Below are 15,828 nucleotides of genomic sequence, written 5' to 3'. Positions count from 1 at the left end.
AGGGAGGCAGTTTTTTTAGATCCGCGCCAACGCCTGCGCCAGATCCGCCCGCAGGTCTTCCACGTCCTCAACTCCCACCGACAACCGCACCAACCCATCTCCAATCCCCAACTGCGCCCGCGTCGCTGCCGGAATGCTCGCATGGGTCATGATCGCCGGGTGTTCGATCAAACTTTCAACGCCCCCCAGGCTTTCAGCCAACGCAAAGATCTTCACGCTTTCCAGGAAGCGCGTCGCACCCGCCAGGTCGCTTTTCAGGTCCACCGAAATCATCCCGCCAAACCCACGCATTTGCCGGCGTGCCAGCTCATGCTGCGGATGCGATGCCAGGCCGGGGTAGTAAACCCGTGCCACCTGCGGCTGGTGCTCCAGCCATGTCGCCAGCTCCAGCGCATTGCTGCAATGGCGCTCCATGCGCAGCGCCAATGTCTTCACCCCACGCAGGGTCAGGAACGCGTCAAACGGCCCGGCAATCGCACCCACGGAGTTTTGCAGGAAGCCCACGCGCTCGGCCAGCTCAGGATTCTGGCCCACCACGGCAATACCGCCAATCACATCGGAGTGGCCGTTGAGGTACTTGGTGGTGGAGTGCACCACGATGTCGAAACCCAGTTCCAGCGGGCGCTGGATCCATGGGCTGGCGAAGGTGTTGTCGGCCACGCAGATGATGCCCCGGGCTTTGCAGATACGGGAGATGGCACTGAGGTCGGTCAGGCTCAGCAGCGGGTTGCTCGGGGTTTCGACCCAGACCATCCGCGTGTCGTCCTGCAACGCGGCTTCGAAAGCCGACAGGTCGGTCAGGTCGACGAAGCTGAAACGATGCCCGGCGCTGCGTTGGCGAACTTTGTCGAACAGGCGGAAGGTGCCGCCGTACAAGTCGTTGCCGGAGACCACGTGGGAACCGGCGTCGAGCAGTTCCAGCACGGTGGAAATCGCCGCCAGGCCGGAGGCGAACGCGAAGGCCTGGGTGCCGCCTTCCAGGTCGGCCACGCAGCGTTCCAGGGCGAAGCGCGTCGGGTTATGGGAGCGCCCGTAGTCGAAGCCTTTGTGAACGCCGGGGCTTTCCTGCAGGTAGGTGGAGTTGGCGTAGATCGGCGGCATCAGCGCCCCGGTGGTCGGGTCGGGGGATTGCCCGGCATGGATCACGCGGGTGGCGAAGGCGCTCTTATCGTGCTGGGTCATGCAAGGGATCTCCGTAGGTGATTAAGCAGGTCGACGCGGGTGATCAGGCCGTGAAAGCCCGACGCGTCAGCAATGATTGCCACCAGTCCGCGATCCAGTTCGGCCTGCAATTGCGCAAGGCTGGCGCTGGGCGCAAGGGTGTGCAGGGCGTTGGTCATGGCGCTGGCCACGGTCATGGAAAAGTGCGCGGCGTTCTGATGCAGGCCGAGCAATACATCTGACTCGTCGAGCACCCCCACCAGTTTTTGGCCGTCCACCAGCACCGGCAATTGCGACACGTCCGCCAGGCGCATACGCTGGAAGGCGGTGAGCAGGCTGTCGTCGGGGCCGACGCTGATCACTCTGCCGTCCTCGAAACGGCGGGCGATCAGGTCGCGCAGGTCGCCGTAGTGTTTGTATTGCAGCAGGCCGGCGTCGTTCATCCATTGGTCGTTGTAGACCTTCGACAGGTAGCGGGTACCGGTGTCGCAGACGAAGGTGACGACGCGCTTGGGCTCGGTCTGTTCGCGGCAATAGTGCAGGGCGGCGGCGAGCAGGGTGCCGGTTGAAGAGCCGCCGAGAATGCCTTCGGCCCGCAGCAGTTGGCGGGCGTGGTCGAAGCTTTCTTCGTCGCTGATGGAATAGGCGTGGCGCACGCTGGAGAGGTCGGCGATGGAGGGGATGAAGTCTTCGCCGATCCCTTCCACGGCCCATGAGCCGGGTTCGGTCATGGTGCCGCTGCGGCTGTACTCAGCCATTACCGAGCCGACCGGATCGGCCAGCACCATGGCCAGGTCGGGTTGTACGCGCTTGAAGAAACGGGTCAGGCCGGTGAGGGTGCCGGCCGAGCCGACGCCGACCACGATGGCGTCGAGATCATGCTGGGTCTGAGCCCAGATTTCCGGCGCAGTGCTGGTCTCGTGGGCCAGGGGATTGGCCGGGTTGTTGAACTGGTCGGCGAAGAACGAATCGGGAATGTCCTTGGCCAGCCGCGCGGCGACGTCCTGGTAATACTCGGGGTGGCCCTTGCCGACGTCGGAGCGGGTGATGTGCACCTCGGCGCCCATGGCTTTCAGGTGCAAGACCTTTTCGGTGGACATCTTGTCCGGCACAACCAACACCACACGGTAACCTTTGGCGCGACCCACCAGCGCCAGGCCGAGGCCAGTATTGCCGGCGGTGGCTTCGATGATGGTGCCACCGGGGCGCAGGCGGCCGTCGCGTTCGGCGGCGTCGATCATGGCCAGGCCGATGCGGTCCTTGATCGAGCCGCCGGGGTTCTGGGATTCAAGCTTGAGGAACAGCGTGCATGGGCCGGTATCGAAGCGGCTGACCCGCACCAGCGGGGTGTTGCCGATCAGTTCGAGCACGGCGGGGCGGGAAGCGGTGGGCATGTCGTCACCTGGCTACGGAATGGGCGTATGGGATGGACAGCAGTTTTTAAAGCATGGTTTCGAACATAGGCCGGTATCGACCCGCTCGCAACCGCGCGGCCGCCTGAATGTCTTTTTTTGGCGCATTGCTGCTTCATCACGGAGCACGGTTGAGGGCGGCCAATCCGGCGGTTTTCTGCCAACGCCACGTATTCATTGGCTTGCAGCTGATTGGCCCAGCGCTTGCTAAAAGAAATCCAAACTTGGATACAAGATGGAATCCTCAATGCGCAACGAACAACTTGGCTGGACCCTTGGCGAATGGCAGGCCGCTTACCGCAGCCAGGCGCTGACCCCCGAAATCCTGTTGACCCTCGCGGGCACGTTTCCCGCCGAGGACAACGCCTGGATCAGCCGGGTGCAGCCGCAGCAACTGCGTGACCAGTTGGCGCAACTGGCCGAGCGGCTTGCGGCGGTCGGTGGCGATATCGACAAGCTGCCGTTGTATGGCGTGCCGTTTGCCATCAAGGACAACATCGATGCGGCGGGTTGGGAGACCACGGCGGCGTGTCCGGAGTTTGCCTATCGCGCTGCGGCGGATGCCACGGTGGTGGCCCGGCTGCGGGCGGCCGGGGCGATCCTGATGGGCAAGACCAACCTGGATCAGTTCGCCACCGGCCTAGTCGGTACGCGCTCGCCCTACGGTGCAGTGGGCAACAGTTTCAATCCGGATTACGTCAGCGGCGGCTCCAGCTCAGGTTCTGCGTCGGTGGTTGCCCGTGGCCTGGTAGCGTTCTCCCTGGGCACCGACACCGCCGGTTCCGGCCGGGTGCCGGCGGGCTTCAACAATATCGTCGGGTTGAAGCCGACCAAGGGGCGTTTGTCTAACTCCGGGTTGGTGCCTGCGTGCCGTACTGTGGACTGTATTTCGGTGTTTGCGCTGACGGTTGAAGATGCCGAGACGGTTGCGGGCGTCGCTGCTGCTTACGACGCCAGCGACGCCTATTCACGCGTCAACCCCAACACCGCTCCCGTAGCGGTCGGCGCCACAATCAAGCTGGCGGTGCCGGCCAGCCTGGAGTTTTTTGGCGACGCGCAGAACCAGGCCGTGTTCGAACAGGCGCTGCTCAGGTTTCAGGCACTCGGTGCCGAGATAACGGAGGTGGATTTCAGCCCGTTCCAGCAACTCGCCGAGCAACTCTATTACGGCTCCTGGGTCGCGGAGCGTACGGTGGCGCTGGAAGGCATGCTCGCCAGCAACCCCGGAGCAATCAACCCGGTGGTGCGCGGCATCGTTGAAAACGGCCACCAGTACAGCGCCTGCGATGCCTATAAAGCCGAATACCTGCGCGCCGAACTGAGCCGACGCATCAACGACAGCCTGGCCGGTTTCGACGCCTTGCTGGTGCCGACCTCGCCGACGATTCGTACCCTGGCGGAAATGGCCTTGGAGCCGGTGCTGTACAACTCGCAGTTTGGCTTCTACACCAACTTCACCAACCTGGCCGATCTCTCGGCGCTGGCCGTGCCCGCCGGGCTGCGCAGCGATGGCCTGCCGTGCGGCGTCACGCTTATCGCGCCTGCCTGGCACGACACGGCCCTGGCGCACCTGGGCAAACGCTGGCAGGCCGGCCTCGATCTGCCGTTGGGCGCCACCGGACGCCACCTGCCACAACCGGCCCCTGCACGGCAGGCTCCGGGCAGCGTGCGGGTGGCGGTGGTGGGTGCGCACCTCACCGGGATGCCGCTGAATTTCCAACTGACCACCCGCAACGCTGTGCTTGTGGAGCAAACCCTGACGGCGAGCCACTACCGCTTGCATGCACTGCCTGGCACGGTTCCGCCCAAGCCTGGGCTGGTCAAGGACGATTCGGGCAGCGCGATCATCGTCGAGCTGTGGGACATGCCCATCGCTCGCTTTGGCGAGTTCGTCGCGGAGATTCCCGCGCCACTGGGCATCGGCAACCTGACCCTGGCGGACGGGCGCAGTGTGAAAGGGTTTATCTGCGAGCCCTGGGCCCTGGCAGGCGCCACCGACATCACCGAATTCGGCGGCTGGCGCGCCTACATGGCGAGCAGGAAATAGGCATGCAGCTCTCAACCACGAGAAAACCCAGCGAACGCCCGGACAGCCTGGCAGAGCGGGTCTACCAGCAGTTGAAGGACGACATCTTCGACTTTCGTTTGTTACCGGGTGATCGCTTCAGCGAAGGTGACGTGGCCGAACGCATGCAGGCCAGCCGCACGCCGGTGCGCCAGGCGCTGTATCGGCTGGCGCGGGAAGGGTACCTGGAAGTTTTTTTCAGGAGCGGCTGGCAGGTGCGGCCGTTCGACTTCAACTATTTCGAAGAGCTTTACGACGTTCGGATCGTGCTGGAGTTAGCCGCCGTCAATCGCTTGTGTGGCATGGCGGAGCAGGGCCTTGAAGGGCTTGAGGCGATTTGGCAGGTGGACGAAAGTGCCCGGCTGGATGACGCTCAGCTCGTTTCGGCGCTGGATGAGGCGTTCCACTGCGGGCTGGTGCAGGCCACGGGCAACGCAGAAATGGCGCGCATGCATTACGAGATTACCGAGAAAATCCGCATCATTCGGCGGCTGGATTTCACTCAGCAATCGCGAATTGCGGCGACGTATGAGGAGCACGGAAGAATCCTCGATGCGATCTTGCAACGGCAAAGCGACCAGGCGCAGCAACTGCTCAAGACCCACATTGAGGTGAGCAAGCAGGAAGTGCGCAAGATCACGTTGCACAGATTGGCGGTGGCGAGAGGATAAACCGCACCCCTGTGGCGAGGGAGCTTGCTCCCGCTGGGCTGCGCAGCAGCCCTAGTCCAGACACCTCTTTTCGGCAGATAAAATGGGGTGTCTGGTTTTGGGGGCGCTTCGCACCCCAGCGGGAGCAAGCTCCCTCGCCACAGGTTATTCGAGCGTGGCCAAGACTTGCTGCAATTGATTCACCACCGTCTCACTCGCCGCCAGCATCGGCGCCCGCAACTCACTGCCGATCAACCCTTCCATCGCCAGTGCCGCCTTCACCGGCGCCGGATTGGGCTCCACGAACATTGTGTGAATCAACGGCAGCAAACCGAAAAACGTCTTACGAGCCGCCATCAATTGGTTATCCCGAACCTGCCGATGCAGCGTCACAAAATCCTCGGTCCGCACATGCGCCGACGCGGCAATCGCACCGGTCGCTCCCAGGCACAGTGCGTTGAATATCTGCACATCCTCGCCACACAACACATCAACCTTCCCACTGGCCAACAACGCCAGGGTGTTGGCCAGGTTGCCGCCGCAATCCTTGATCGCGACGATCCGTTCATGGGCAACGATGTTCAGCAGCGTCGCCTGTTCGAAGGCAATGCCGGTGCGATAGGGAATGTCATACAGAATGATCGGCACACTGGAGGCATCGGCCACGGTGCGGAAGAACGCCTCAAGGCCCGCCTGGGACGGGCGTATGTAGCTCGGCGGCGGCACCAGCAAGCCGGCCACCGGGCGCTTCAGGATTTCGGCCTGGAACTGCAACAGCTCAATCTGGTTATACCCGGCCAGACCCATCACCACTTGCTGCGCCGGTACCAGTTCTAGTACTGCATCCAGCATCGCCAACTGCTCATGGCGGCTCAACGAGGCAGCTTCGCCGGTGGTGGTACAGACCATGATCCCGGCCACGCCTTCTTCCAGCAGATGGCAGACCAGGCGGCGCAAGCCAATGAAGTCGATGGCGCCGTTATGAAACGGTGTAACCACGGGAACCCAGATACCTTGAAATGATGACATGCGCTTTCTCCTGATGGTTGACCGATTTCGTCACCGTCAGAAGGGCAGAGGGAAGTAAGCAAGAGGAGGGGGCCTTCGCGCTCAATGTCCTGTCAGCTCATCTGACGGGACAGCGCGCCCCGGTCACATGAGCGACTGTTTCTTCGATTTGAGGGCGTGCGCAACGCAACCTTGCGCCTTGGCAATCAAGCCAATGACGGAAAAGTTGAAGGTCGTTGCAGACATTGAGGACACACCCTGAATAAGACGCTCATCTTTATGGATTATTACAGGGTGTGTCAACTCGCAGCGATCAGGCGCGGTTCAACCAGTGGCGCACAAAACGCACCTGTTCCGCCGACAGTTCTGCGTCTTCCGGCGCGCCCATGAAACCGCCGTGGGGCATCGCTTCAAAAATATGCAGATCCACCGGCACCTCGGCCCTTCGCAGCGCGCGATGCAGGCGCACGGCGTTGGAGAGGAACAGGTCACGGGTGCCGCTTTGCACGAACGTCGGCGGGAAGCCCTTTGCGAAATCTCCGAACAATGGCGACAGGTACGGGTGAGACAACTCCGCGCCGGCGGCGTACAGCAGGTTGGTGCTCATCAGCGGGTTGGGCAGCACCACGTCGACGGTGCGGTTGACCTGGAAGCTGTCGCCCGATTCGGTCAGGTCCACTTCGGGTGACAGCAATACCAGCGCGGCCGGCAGCGGCAAGCCTTCGTCGCGGGCCCGCAGCACCGTTGCGGCGGCAAGGTTGCCTCCGGCCGAGCGGCCGCCGATCACGATCTTGTCCGGGGTGTGGTGCGCCAGTACGTGCCGGTAGGTGGCCATGCAGTCATCGAGTGCCGCCGGGTACGGATAGTCAGGCGGCATGCGGTAGTCCACGCCGTAGCAGGTCATGCCATGCAGGTCGGCATGTCTGCCGGCGGCGAGGCGGGCGTTTTCGCCGCCACCGAACACCAGGGCGCCGCCGTGCAGGTCGATATAAGCGAACTCGGCGCCGTCGGCTGGGGTTGCCCGGTACACGGTGGCGCTTGCGACGGTGATCGTCTCGACGAGGGCGCGCAGGCTCGCCGCTTGCCCCACCTGTGACGCGGCGTAGTTTTGGGCGACGGCGGCTTGCATGCGACGCCAGCCATCGTGGTCATCGGCGGCGGGCATGGCGTACAGGCTGTTCAGCGGCACGCCCTCGTCATTCACCGAGCGACGCAGCATCGCCTGGGCCTCGGGGCTGATGGATTGCGGGACCGGGAGTGTTCGCGGGTCGATCCTTACACCGTTACTCATTATCTGCACCGTGGGGTTAAAGCGGGGGGCGTGCCAGGACGCGAACGCATTCTTGTCGGTAGCGGTACTACACTGCAAGTCCGAACCTCCACGCTGGAGAACACTCATGCTCAGCAAAAACACGGTGTGCCTTTGGTACGACGGCAGCGCACTGGACGCTGCCAACTTCTACGCCAAGACCTTCCCGGACAGTGCGGTGACCGCTGTCCATCACGCGCCCGGGGATTACCCGGCGGGCAAGCAGGGCGATGTGTTGACCGTGGAATTCACGGTCATGGGCATTCCTTGCCTTGGCCTGAACGGCGGCTCTGGCGTGCAGCACAACGAGGCATTCTCGTTCCAGGTGGCCACCGACGATCAGGCGGAAACCGATCGCTTGTGGCACGCAATTGTCAGCCATGGCGGCCAGGAAAATGTCTGCGGCTGGTGTCAGGATAAATGGGGTGTGAGGTGGCAGATTACCCCGAGGGTGCTGAGCACGGCGATCACCCATCCCGATCCGGCAGCGGCCAAGCGGGCGTTTGAGGCGATGATGGGGATGACCAAGATCGATGTCGCGGGGATTGAGGCGGCGCTTAAAGGTTGAGCGGCTGAACGCGTCCGCCACGCTTGGATTCATACAGCGCCGCATCACTTTGTTCAATCAAGCCGACGCGGCCCAGCGCGACGGTGCGCTCGTTCGAGGTGTTGTTAAGCAGGATCACAAACTCGTCACCGCCCAACCTATTTCCCCGGCAACTCGTTGAATGGAATGATCGACCTGGGCGGTGTTGATCCATCCAGTGCCTTGCGCCAATAACCTACGTCATGCCACTGACCATGCTTGAATCCGACTTCAGGATACGTCCCGATATGCGTGAAGCCCAACGCTTCATGCAACCCCACACTCCCGGCGTTCGGCAGGGCGATCCCGGCATAGGCCGCGTGGTAGCCCTGGCGCACGAGCAGGGGCAATAACTGTTGGTATAACGCTCGGCCGATTCCGTTGCGATGTGCCGCAGGATCGATATACACCGTGACATCCACCGACCAGCGATACGCTTGCCGGGCGCGATGCGGGCTGGCATAGGCGTAGCCCACGACCTGACCGTCGCGCTCGGCTACCAGGTAGGGATAAAGATCCAGCGTGGTAGTGATCCGCTGGGCCATCTCTTCGATGCTCGGAGCTTCCTGCTCGAAAGAGATCGCCGTGCGTTCAACCATGGGTGCATAAATCGCCTGGATGGCGGGTGCATCTGCTACGACTGCCACCCTTACATTGACGGTGAAACTCATCCTTTATCCTCTTTTTCAGGCTCTGCGTGCCATCAGCAACACCGTCGCGGCGGCCGACAACAACCCCGCACAGCAGCGGTTGAAAATCCGCTTGCCCCGAGCCTGCGAAAACCAGCGGCGCATATGCAAACCCATATAGGCGTAGGCGCTGATGGCGATCCATTCCAGGGCCAGGAACATCACACCCAGCAGGGCGAATTGCGGTGTGATCGGCTGTGCCGGGTCGACGAATTGCGGTAGGAAGGCGGTAAAAATCAGGATTGCCTTGGGATTGCCGGCGGCCACCAGGAACTCCTGTCTTGCCAATGCCCACAAACCGGCCTTGGGCGCTGTCGACTCAGCCTCCGCTTGCGGGTTGGCCCGCCACAGTTGATACGCCAGATAAAACAGATACGCGGCGCCCAGGATCTTGATCCCGTAGAACAGCAATTCTGAAGTTTGCAACACCACCGCCAGCCCGGCGGACGCGAGGGCGATCATCCCGGCGAAGGCCAGCAAGCGCCCGACGCCCGCCAGGCACGAAGTACGGTAGCCGTAGCGGGTGGAGTTGCTCACGGACAGCAGGTTGTTCGGGCCGGGCGCCATGTTCAGGGCGAAGCAGGCCGGGAGGAAGAGGGTTAGGGTGGCGAGGTCCATGAGGGCTCCGGCGGGCGTTGGCAGGTAAGGCCACGAGGATAAGGGATGTGAGGCGGTTGAACAATTTGCGCTAATGGGTAGAACCGATGGCGCTCTGCCCATGTCTGTGAGTCGCGGATAAATAGGCCGTTACCCGTGACGCTCATTCGTTAATATGCCCGGCATGCCAATCGGGTAAAGGAAGTTGGCGTGAAGCACGAAGTGCTTTTCCCGGGAATTTAAAAATAGAGTAGGCAGGGAATGGAATATCCTTCATTTGAAAACAAATCAAAGAAAAGAACCTTGTTGTTGGTGGTGTGTCTGGTATTTGGAGCATGGATTGCTTATATGCTCTGGGCCGCTCGTATTGGAATGCGAACGGTTTTAATGCCATCGATTCCCGAGTGGACGACCTATATAGTCGTTGGTTGTCTGGTTGGACTCTTTTTTGCTGCAAGGGCCACCTACTATCGTCCGGCTGTAAGAAACCCGAACCGTGTTGGAGAATCTTTTTTTGGTGGTTTTTGCCTGGGTCTGATTTTGTCCTTACACAGTTATGACGTCGTTACGTACCTGTTGCCCGGCGACATTGTTCAGTATGCGTCACCTTACGAGCTGGATACTCCGGGGCCCTACGTTGGAAAGTTCAGTCGTTGTGAGGCGGGTCTGCGGATTAAGGATTTAAAGACTGAGCGCTGGGTTGAGCTTTGTACCACTCAGTCGGAACTCAACGATCAAAGAAAGAAAGGCATGAATGCAGTGTGGGTGACTGCTCATTCAAACAAGATAGGTTCTTATATTGAGGCGTATGAATTTATTTATAAATAAATCATGTCGTCGTTTTACCCACCCTCGTTCATAAACCAACGGCTCATTGTGAGCCGGGAGGGATAGGTTTCGGTTTGCCATCAGTCACTTGTGACCGGAAGCTGGTTGCAAGGTACCGGTGAATAACTGGCTTAGCTTAGTTGCCTTGCATATCGGGCGACCTGTTCAGGAAACAGCTCACCATAAGGGGGGTGGGAAATGCCAAGAACGTTAACCTCAATTAAGTCAGGTAGAAGCGCTTCCGAGTAATCCAGGATACTAACGCCTGCACACTGAATGACTTGGCCCGTTTCGGTTTGAACCGAAAGCCCCAGAGCCGACTGATCACGGTGGTTCGTACGGCACTCGTTTTGGATCAATCGGTATCCATCGACTGGCTCGAATCTGCCGAATGCGACACCCATAGGAGGGTCGCCCTCATCGAGTGCCGAGTACCCGGCTAGAACCGTCCCGCTGTAAATTGAAAATCGCGGCAAGTGATTACCCATTCAGTTAAGGCTTGTAACGGCGCATCCGCGCTCCGTAGTCGATTAGTTTCCTGGGTGAATCCATATCGGCAATTAAAGCCTAATTCTGCAGGTTCAACAGGTGGGTGGCACAAGGCCGCATCTTGCCATAAACCTGCTGCGTTGCATTATGCAATCTTGCGCACTGTTGAAAGCCTCAGATGCATAGATCCGCCCCTTACCTTCAAAGAGCCGCATAGACAAGGGATGAAAGCAGGCCGGGACGGGGATCAATCATCGAATGGCTGCCCGAGGTGGTGGTGACAAAGCCAAAGCTCACTTGCCTTTCGGGATCGGCGAAACTGATCGGGCCGCCAAGCCCGATATGGCCGAAGGTGTTTGGGCCCATCGCATGGGAAGCCGTCGGGTCTCGTTGCTGCTCCAGCATGCAACCCAATCCATAACGCATGGGGCGCATCCATACCCGATCCATGCCGTGACTGTGCTCTCGAGTGAACTCACTAAGCAGTTCGGGACCGATAAAGTTTCCCGCCATCAGTGCGCTGTAGAAACCGGCCAAGCCGTGAGCCGAACCGTGTCCACACACGGCGGGTTGCCGGTAGGCCCACCAGCGCGGGTCACTGGTTCGTCTTGGCACCATTCCGGGATTGGTGAAGGCGAGTGTCGCGATATGTGACGGCTCGTTTTTCACCACGGTTCGCAATGCCTGCGAGTAAGGATCACCGACCCGTCCCGTGGCACTGTCGAAACGCGCGATACGATGAAAGTGTTCTGCGTCCACGCCAAGGTGCACGTCCAACTCATGGGGATCCAGAATCTCTTCGTGGATAAACACACAAGGATCTCGCCCGTCCACCCGACGAATCAATTCACCGAGAATCCAGCCAAACGTGGTGGTGCCGTACCCCAGGTCTGTTCCCGCTTCCCACCAAAGCGGCTCGGCTTCCAGGACCCGCAGCATATGTTCCCAGTCATACATCATGGGGTTATGGTCGGGTGCTCGCAGCGCCGGCAGGCCTGCGGTGTGGTTCATCACTTGGCGCAAGGTGACCCGTGCTTTCCCGCTCTGGGCGAATTCAGGCCAGTAACGGGCCACGGGCGCATCCAGCTCCAATTTGCCGTCCTCGACCAACATCAGGACGGCCACCGCGACATAGGGTTTTATAACGCAAAAGGTATTGGCCAGCGTATCGCGGGTCCAGGGCTTCGTGCCTGCCAGATCCGCCATGCCCGCCCAGAGGTCGACAACTGTCTCTGCGCCTACCTGCACGCATAGGCCGGCCCCACGTTCCTGCGGATCATCAAACATGTCCTCGAAGGCCTGCTTGACCGCTTCAAACGGCTTCGCACACATCCCTTGCGCTTTCATACCTCAATGTCCTCTATTTGAAGTGCGGCCCTTGATACTTGCCGAACACCGATAATGGTCGTGGGGGACTTCACCCACGAGACCGAGTTTGGGAGTGCTCCATGGAGAAGCGGTTCGCTCGCTTGTAGGTGCCGAAGTCATTGAACCTGACACCGGCCTGGGCCATGACTTTATGAGCATACGGTGCCGTCATCTGGCGCAGATAAAACGGGTCTCTCACCACGAAGTGATGGATGCTGTGGGTGCTGCCAAAGTTAAAACAGAACAACTGGAACGGCCACAGCCACCAAGGGTTCATCACTTGGGTTTGTTGTAATGCGTTACGCGGGGCAACATCGCCGTAGTAGTGCATATTTGAGCTTATAAAGAATAGGCAGAACTGCCGTATCATATTGGGCGCTATAAGAATAACTACTGCGCTATTGATGATGCCCATTAATTCCAGCGTCGTGGCAGAGCTGTGAACCTCCATCCCAATCATTGACCCAAACCAGACATACAGGTGGTAGCCGAGGAACACATACCAGCACCCCCAATACAGAAGCCCGAATGGTGTATTGAGCCGAATAATCTTGCCTAACAATTTTACCTTTTGCCCCCATCCCGGGGCAAAAACCGCATTTAGAAAACCAAATACAAATCCGTCCACCAGTTTTAATAATCGCAGTATTCCCCAAGGGCTGCCGCTCGTGGTGATCCAGGCCTCGACATCCGAATCAGTTCCGGACTCCTTATGGTGATGAAAGTGCAGATTGCGCCTTAGCCACGGACTGGGCATTCCCGGCCGAGCCAGCCAGCAGAAGAGCATCATGGCATTATGGGCAAGCGGCTGCTTTCTAAAATAAAGGCGATGAATCAGGTCATGTTCGATTTCATGAATGAACGAAGTCAGCAGCGCATTGACCAAAATACACGTCCATGCGGGGATAAAACCCTTTATATAGAGCCCTCCCGTAATGACCATCCCTAGCAGGGAAAACGCCATGACACTCGCGCCCAGAGCATCCTGGTGCTGCAGGATCGGATAACGCTTTCGCAGGTAGTTCCCATGATCCGTAATACTCCGAGTTACCTTGTCAATCTTTTGCTGATCGGTAGTTGGGTGATCAATTTCGATGGTGTTTTCCATGACCTTCATCCATTCATCCTCTGATTGCATCGATAAATACCAGCGCGTCAAGTCGGTCAAGTCAATTGTTGAGGCTATAAAACAGTAGTTGCTCATATGGGTTGCTTGAATTGCGCGGGTCATTCAAGAAATACGAAATCGACTTTTTTGCGAAAAGCTTGTTAGAATTCCATGCTTCAAAATGATAGGGCAAGTTCAACTCTTTGCAACTGTGTATTTTGGGTGGGTTCAATGTTACAAGTGTTGGTGTAAGGAATTGATGATTTAGTTACAGTTTGTACAGGTATAAAATGACGCTGTACAAGTATTGCCAAGGAGGCACCATGAGATTGCATCGCATCAAATATTTCCGGCGCGCTCTACAAGAGCCCGAGATCGCCGTAGAGAAAATAACAAGCGATGATGTATTTGATGCCGTGTTTTGCGATGAGCCGGCAGACAATGCCGCGAATCCTGCAGGCCTGGAGAGGCTACTCCGCCACCTGCAGTGCGGGGATACCGTGGTGGTGGACAGCATGGCAGCGCTCACCTCCAACACGGACCAGTTGTGCACCATCATTCGCCGGTTGATTGAAAAGCAGGTCACGCTGGAGTGTTTGAACGAAAACCTGGTGTTCCGGCATGACTGTCTTGAAGTCGTGGAGTCCATCATTGCGGTAATGGAGCTGATTGCAGAGTTCGAGCGCGCTGCGATGAGGGAAAGACAGGCGGCGGGAATTGCCAGCGCAAAGCATCGTGGGACTTATAGAGGTCGCAAGAAGAAACTGTCTGACAATCAGGTTGTAAACTTAATTGACCGGGCCGGTGCAGGAGAAAGTAAATCCAAGTTGGCGCGTGATTTTGAAATCAGTCGGCAGACGCTCTATCGGTACTTGAGATCTGGATAGGGGCTTCTTCAGGTCGCACGCGGGAGCGGGTGCCAACAAGCCCCTACCGTTGAAAAAACCTTTCAGGACGGCATGGCCCGAAAGCGGCGGAGGTCTTGCCATCAGTGATTTCTTCACTGGCAAGACGTCCCACTATTGCGGCCAACGCAACCCCAGGGTGCATCACACATATGTACACGCCCTCGACGTTGGGTAGATAACCGATGATGGGGATGTTGTCTGCGGGGATGGGCCTGAGGCCGATACACGCCAACTCCGGCTCAATCGAATCAACGCCATGGAACTCGTGCCGAATGGTGTTGGCCGTGCGTAGCGCGATCGCCATCGGCTGGTTTTCCACGGCATCGCCCAGGTAATCCTCTGCCGCCAGCAACGTACCGTCGGCCGCTTGCCTGACTTCCATTTCCGGGCTGGAGATAAGTGTCTGCACCAGGTTGGATTGCGCGGTGTAGCGGATGAAAATGGACGGCGAGGCGTGTATGGGAAGGGTCGCCCCAAGCATGTCTGCCAGCGTCGAGATGCCTGTCCCGGCGGCCATTACCACAACGTCGGCATCGATGATGCCCTTGGCGGTTTCGACGCCCGTCACCCGGCCATTCGCGGTTTTGAAGCCGAGAACCCGGGTCTGTGTGTGTACCTTCGCGCCCAGCTCCTGGGCGCCAGCGACCAACGTATGGGTGACGTGCACCGCATCCAGGGCGCCTTCTTCGGCCACATACAGGGCATGTTCAGGAGGGTTTTTCAGGTTTGGCTCAAGGTCGAGAATCTGCGAGCGCGACAACCGGTGCGCCGAAGGCTGCTGCAACGCCCTTGAGTTCGCGCCGTAAGACAGGGCGCCTGTCCAACGAATGTTCAGGCCCGGCAGTTGGGTTTCAAGACGGTGATAGTCGTTGATGGCCTCGCCACGCAGGGCGGCGATCGGGTCCGGCCCTCGGTGTGAAGTGGTGATCCAGGCAAATGAAGTGGCCGTCACGCCGGAGGCGACTTCTGCAGCCTCGAGCAGGGTCACGCTAGCGCCTTTGACGGCAAGGTGATACGCCAGGGAAGCGCCGACGATGCCTGCGCCAATGACCACGATGCGCTTTTCTCCTTGCTCCTTCATATCCCGCTCCATCTATTCAAGGCCGCCTTCAGCCGCTGCGGGCAAGCGGTCGAGCTTATCGCTAAAGCCGACGGGAATTGTGCAGGTTTTGCATGACCGGTTAAAGCCATTTGCGGTAGGTTGACCACCCAGGGAACGGACCCTGTCGACCAAGGAAGCGCCTTCATATGCCAACCGCCTTTCCCCAAATCAGCGAACGCCTGAACAATCGCCGGTTTATCGTAGCGGGCAACACCCACGGGCTGTCCGGTACGGGCACCGTGTTTGAATATCACGTCGATGAAGACGCCATCTGGGGCACTTACCAGGGCGGCCGGATTCGCATGGGCAATCAAGTCGGGCGCGCTACAGGCCCCGATACCATCGAGTTGCTGTATCAGTGCCTGACTACCGAGGGCGAGATTCTTGCCGGCTGGTCAAGGGGCACCGTAGGCGTTGATGACGCCGGGCATACCACTCTGACCTTCGTGTGGGGTTGGCTGTCGGGCGCGGAGGGCGGCGGGGAGTCCAGCTACGTCGAGCTTGTTGCACAGTCGTGACGGATTACGACCGCAGGGCCCCGGAAAAAT

At 59.3% G+C, this 15,828-nt stretch carries 16 protein-coding genes; 6 read left to right on the top strand and 10 right to left on the bottom strand.

Annotation, left to right across the window (positions count from 1 at the left end; all coding sequences use genetic code 11):
• Positions 1-15: 15 nt before the first annotated feature.
• Complete coding sequence (locus AU074_RS04475) at positions 16-1,182, bottom strand: cystathionine gamma-synthase (RefSeq protein WP_076013679.1); 1,167 nt, start codon at positions 1,180-1,182, stop codon at positions 16-18.
• A complete protein-coding gene (locus AU074_RS04470) occupies positions 1,179-2,555 on the bottom strand; it encodes a cystathionine beta-synthase (protein ID WP_076013678.1) in 1,377 nt (458 codons plus the stop codon). Before AU074_RS04470 ends, AU074_RS04475 begins: the two co-directional genes overlap by 4 nt.
• 265 nt (positions 2,556-2,820) lie before the next feature.
• Between AU074_RS04470 and atzF the strand changes: the two genes are divergently transcribed.
• The gene (atzF, locus tag AU074_RS04465; protein WP_143503533.1) at positions 2,821-4,620 is read left to right on the top strand and encodes an allophanate hydrolase; all 1,800 of its coding nucleotides are present in this window, start codon (positions 2,821-2,823) and stop codon (positions 4,618-4,620) included.
• A 2-nt stretch (positions 4,621-4,622) separates the two neighbouring features.
• The gene (locus tag AU074_RS04460; protein WP_076013676.1) at positions 4,623-5,309 is read left to right on the top strand and encodes a GntR family transcriptional regulator; all 687 of its coding nucleotides are present in this window, start codon (positions 4,623-4,625) and stop codon (positions 5,307-5,309) included.
• Between the two features lie 144 nt (positions 5,310-5,453).
• On the opposite strand, the gene dapA is transcribed toward AU074_RS04460, so the two are convergent.
• Positions 5,454-6,317: a 4-hydroxy-tetrahydrodipicolinate synthase gene (gene dapA / locus AU074_RS04455; RefSeq protein ID WP_076013675.1), complete on the bottom strand. Its 864-nt coding sequence runs from the start codon at positions 6,315-6,317 to the stop codon at positions 5,454-5,456.
• 292 nt (positions 6,318-6,609) lie between these two features.
• On the bottom strand, positions 6,610-7,587 hold the full coding sequence (locus tag AU074_RS04450) for an alpha/beta hydrolase (protein ID WP_076013674.1): 978 nt from the start codon (positions 7,585-7,587) through the stop codon (positions 6,610-6,612).
• A gap of 106 nt (positions 7,588-7,693) precedes the next feature.
• Between AU074_RS04450 and AU074_RS04445 the strand changes: the two genes are divergently transcribed.
• Positions 7,694-8,173 (top strand): VOC family protein, encoded by a 480-nt coding sequence (locus AU074_RS04445; protein ID WP_076013673.1) that lies wholly within the window; start codon positions 7,694-7,696, stop codon positions 8,171-8,173.
• Here the strand turns inward: AU074_RS04445 and AU074_RS32995 are convergent.
• From AU074_RS32995 to AU074_RS04435, 3 genes are read right to left on the bottom strand one after another with little or no spacing between them, the layout of a single operon-like run.
• Positions 8,163-8,309, bottom strand: a complete 147-nt coding sequence (locus AU074_RS32995; protein WP_167664673.1) for a hypothetical protein — start codon at positions 8,307-8,309, stop codon at positions 8,163-8,165. The genes AU074_RS04445 and AU074_RS32995 overlap by 11 nt on opposite strands.
• 1 nt (position 8,310) lies before the next feature.
• Positions 8,311-8,862, bottom strand: coding sequence for an arsinothricin resistance N-acetyltransferase ArsN1 family B (locus tag AU074_RS04440; RefSeq protein WP_076013672.1), 552 nt, complete (start codon positions 8,860-8,862; stop codon positions 8,311-8,313).
• A gap of 15 nt (positions 8,863-8,877) precedes the next feature.
• Complete coding sequence (locus tag AU074_RS04435; protein ID WP_076013671.1) at positions 8,878-9,498, bottom strand: LysE family translocator; 621 nt, start codon at positions 9,496-9,498, stop codon at positions 8,878-8,880.
• Between the two features lie 240 nt (positions 9,499-9,738).
• Between AU074_RS04435 and AU074_RS04430 the strand changes: the two genes are divergently transcribed.
• Entirely contained in the window at positions 9,739-10,305 is a 567-nt protein-coding gene (locus AU074_RS04430) for a hypothetical protein (protein ID WP_076013670.1), read from the top strand.
• Positions 10,306-10,995: 690 nt separating this feature from the next.
• Here the strand turns inward: AU074_RS04430 and AU074_RS04420 are convergent.
• Together AU074_RS04420 and AU074_RS04415 are read right to left on the bottom strand one after the other, a co-directional pair.
• The gene (locus tag AU074_RS04420; RefSeq protein ID WP_076013669.1) at positions 10,996-12,141 is read right to left on the bottom strand and encodes a serine hydrolase domain-containing protein; all 1,146 of its coding nucleotides are present in this window, start codon (positions 12,139-12,141) and stop codon (positions 10,996-10,998) included.
• A 70-nt stretch (positions 12,142-12,211) separates the two neighbouring features.
• Positions 12,212-13,279 (bottom strand): fatty acid desaturase, encoded by a 1,068-nt coding sequence (locus AU074_RS04415; RefSeq protein ID WP_076013722.1) that lies wholly within the window; start codon positions 13,277-13,279, stop codon positions 12,212-12,214.
• 314 nt (positions 13,280-13,593) lie between these two features.
• Between AU074_RS04415 and AU074_RS04410 the strand changes: the two genes are divergently transcribed.
• Positions 13,594-14,157, top strand: coding sequence for a recombinase family protein (locus AU074_RS04410; RefSeq protein WP_076013668.1), 564 nt, complete (start codon positions 13,594-13,596; stop codon positions 14,155-14,157).
• A gap of 43 nt (positions 14,158-14,200) precedes the next feature.
• Here the strand turns inward: AU074_RS04410 and AU074_RS04405 are convergent, their stop codons facing one another.
• Positions 14,201-15,259, bottom strand: coding sequence for an FAD-binding oxidoreductase (locus AU074_RS04405; protein WP_076013667.1), 1,059 nt, complete (start codon positions 15,257-15,259; stop codon positions 14,201-14,203).
• A 167-nt stretch (positions 15,260-15,426) separates the two neighbouring features.
• Here AU074_RS04405 and AU074_RS04400 point away from each other — a divergent pair, with 167 nt between their 5' ends.
• A complete protein-coding gene (locus AU074_RS04400; RefSeq protein ID WP_076013666.1) occupies positions 15,427-15,798 on the top strand; it encodes a hypothetical protein in 372 nt (123 codons plus the stop codon).
• Positions 15,799-15,828: the final 30 nt, after the last annotated feature.

It is taken from the genome of Pseudomonas sp. ATCC PTA-122608 (genome assembly GCF_001952855.1).
Taxonomy (GTDB): domain Bacteria; phylum Pseudomonadota; class Gammaproteobacteria; order Pseudomonadales; family Pseudomonadaceae; genus Aquipseudomonas.
The sequence above is the reverse complement of the archived record's forward strand: the minus strand, read 5'-3'. Positions and strand labels throughout refer to the sequence as shown.

Coding starts and splice junctions, on each gene's coding strand:
- AU074_RS04410 (WP_076013668.1), top strand. CDS start 13,594: ATGAGATTGCATCGCATCAAATATTTCCGGCGCGCTCTACAAGAGCCC.
- AU074_RS04440 (WP_076013672.1), bottom strand. CDS start 8,862: ATGAGTTTCACCGTCAATGTAAGGGTGGCAGTCGTAGCAGATGCACCC.
- AU074_RS04405 (WP_076013667.1), bottom strand. CDS start 15,259: ATGAAGGAGCAAGGAGAAAAGCGCATCGTGGTCATTGGCGCAGGCATC.
- AU074_RS04420 (WP_076013669.1), bottom strand. CDS start 12,141: ATGAAAGCGCAAGGGATGTGTGCGAAGCCGTTTGAAGCGGTCAAGCAG.
- AU074_RS04400 (WP_076013666.1), top strand. CDS start 15,427: ATGCCAACCGCCTTTCCCCAAATCAGCGAACGCCTGAACAATCGCCGG.
- AU074_RS04415 (WP_076013722.1), bottom strand. CDS start 13,279: ATGAAGGTCATGGAAAACACCATCGAAATTGATCACCCAACTACCGAT.
- dapA (WP_076013675.1), bottom strand. CDS start 6,317: ATGTCATCATTTCAAGGTATCTGGGTTCCCGTGGTTACACCGTTTCAT.
- AU074_RS04460 (WP_076013676.1), top strand. CDS start 4,623: ATGCAGCTCTCAACCACGAGAAAACCCAGCGAACGCCCGGACAGCCTG.
- AU074_RS04470 (WP_076013678.1), bottom strand. CDS start 2,555: ATGCCCACCGCTTCCCGCCCCGCCGTGCTCGAACTGATCGGCAACACC.
- AU074_RS04475 (WP_076013679.1), bottom strand. CDS start 1,182: ATGACCCAGCACGATAAGAGCGCCTTCGCCACCCGCGTGATCCATGCC.
- atzF (WP_143503533.1), top strand. CDS start 2,821: ATGCGCAACGAACAACTTGGCTGGACCCTTGGCGAATGGCAGGCCGCT.
- AU074_RS04435 (WP_076013671.1), bottom strand. CDS start 9,498: ATGGACCTCGCCACCCTAACCCTCTTCCTCCCGGCCTGCTTCGCCCTG.
- AU074_RS04430 (WP_076013670.1), top strand. CDS start 9,739: ATGGAATATCCTTCATTTGAAAACAAATCAAAGAAAAGAACCTTGTTG.
- AU074_RS04450 (WP_076013674.1), bottom strand. CDS start 7,587: ATGAGTAACGGTGTAAGGATCGACCCGCGAACACTCCCGGTCCCGCAA.
- AU074_RS04445 (WP_076013673.1), top strand. CDS start 7,694: ATGCTCAGCAAAAACACGGTGTGCCTTTGGTACGACGGCAGCGCACTG.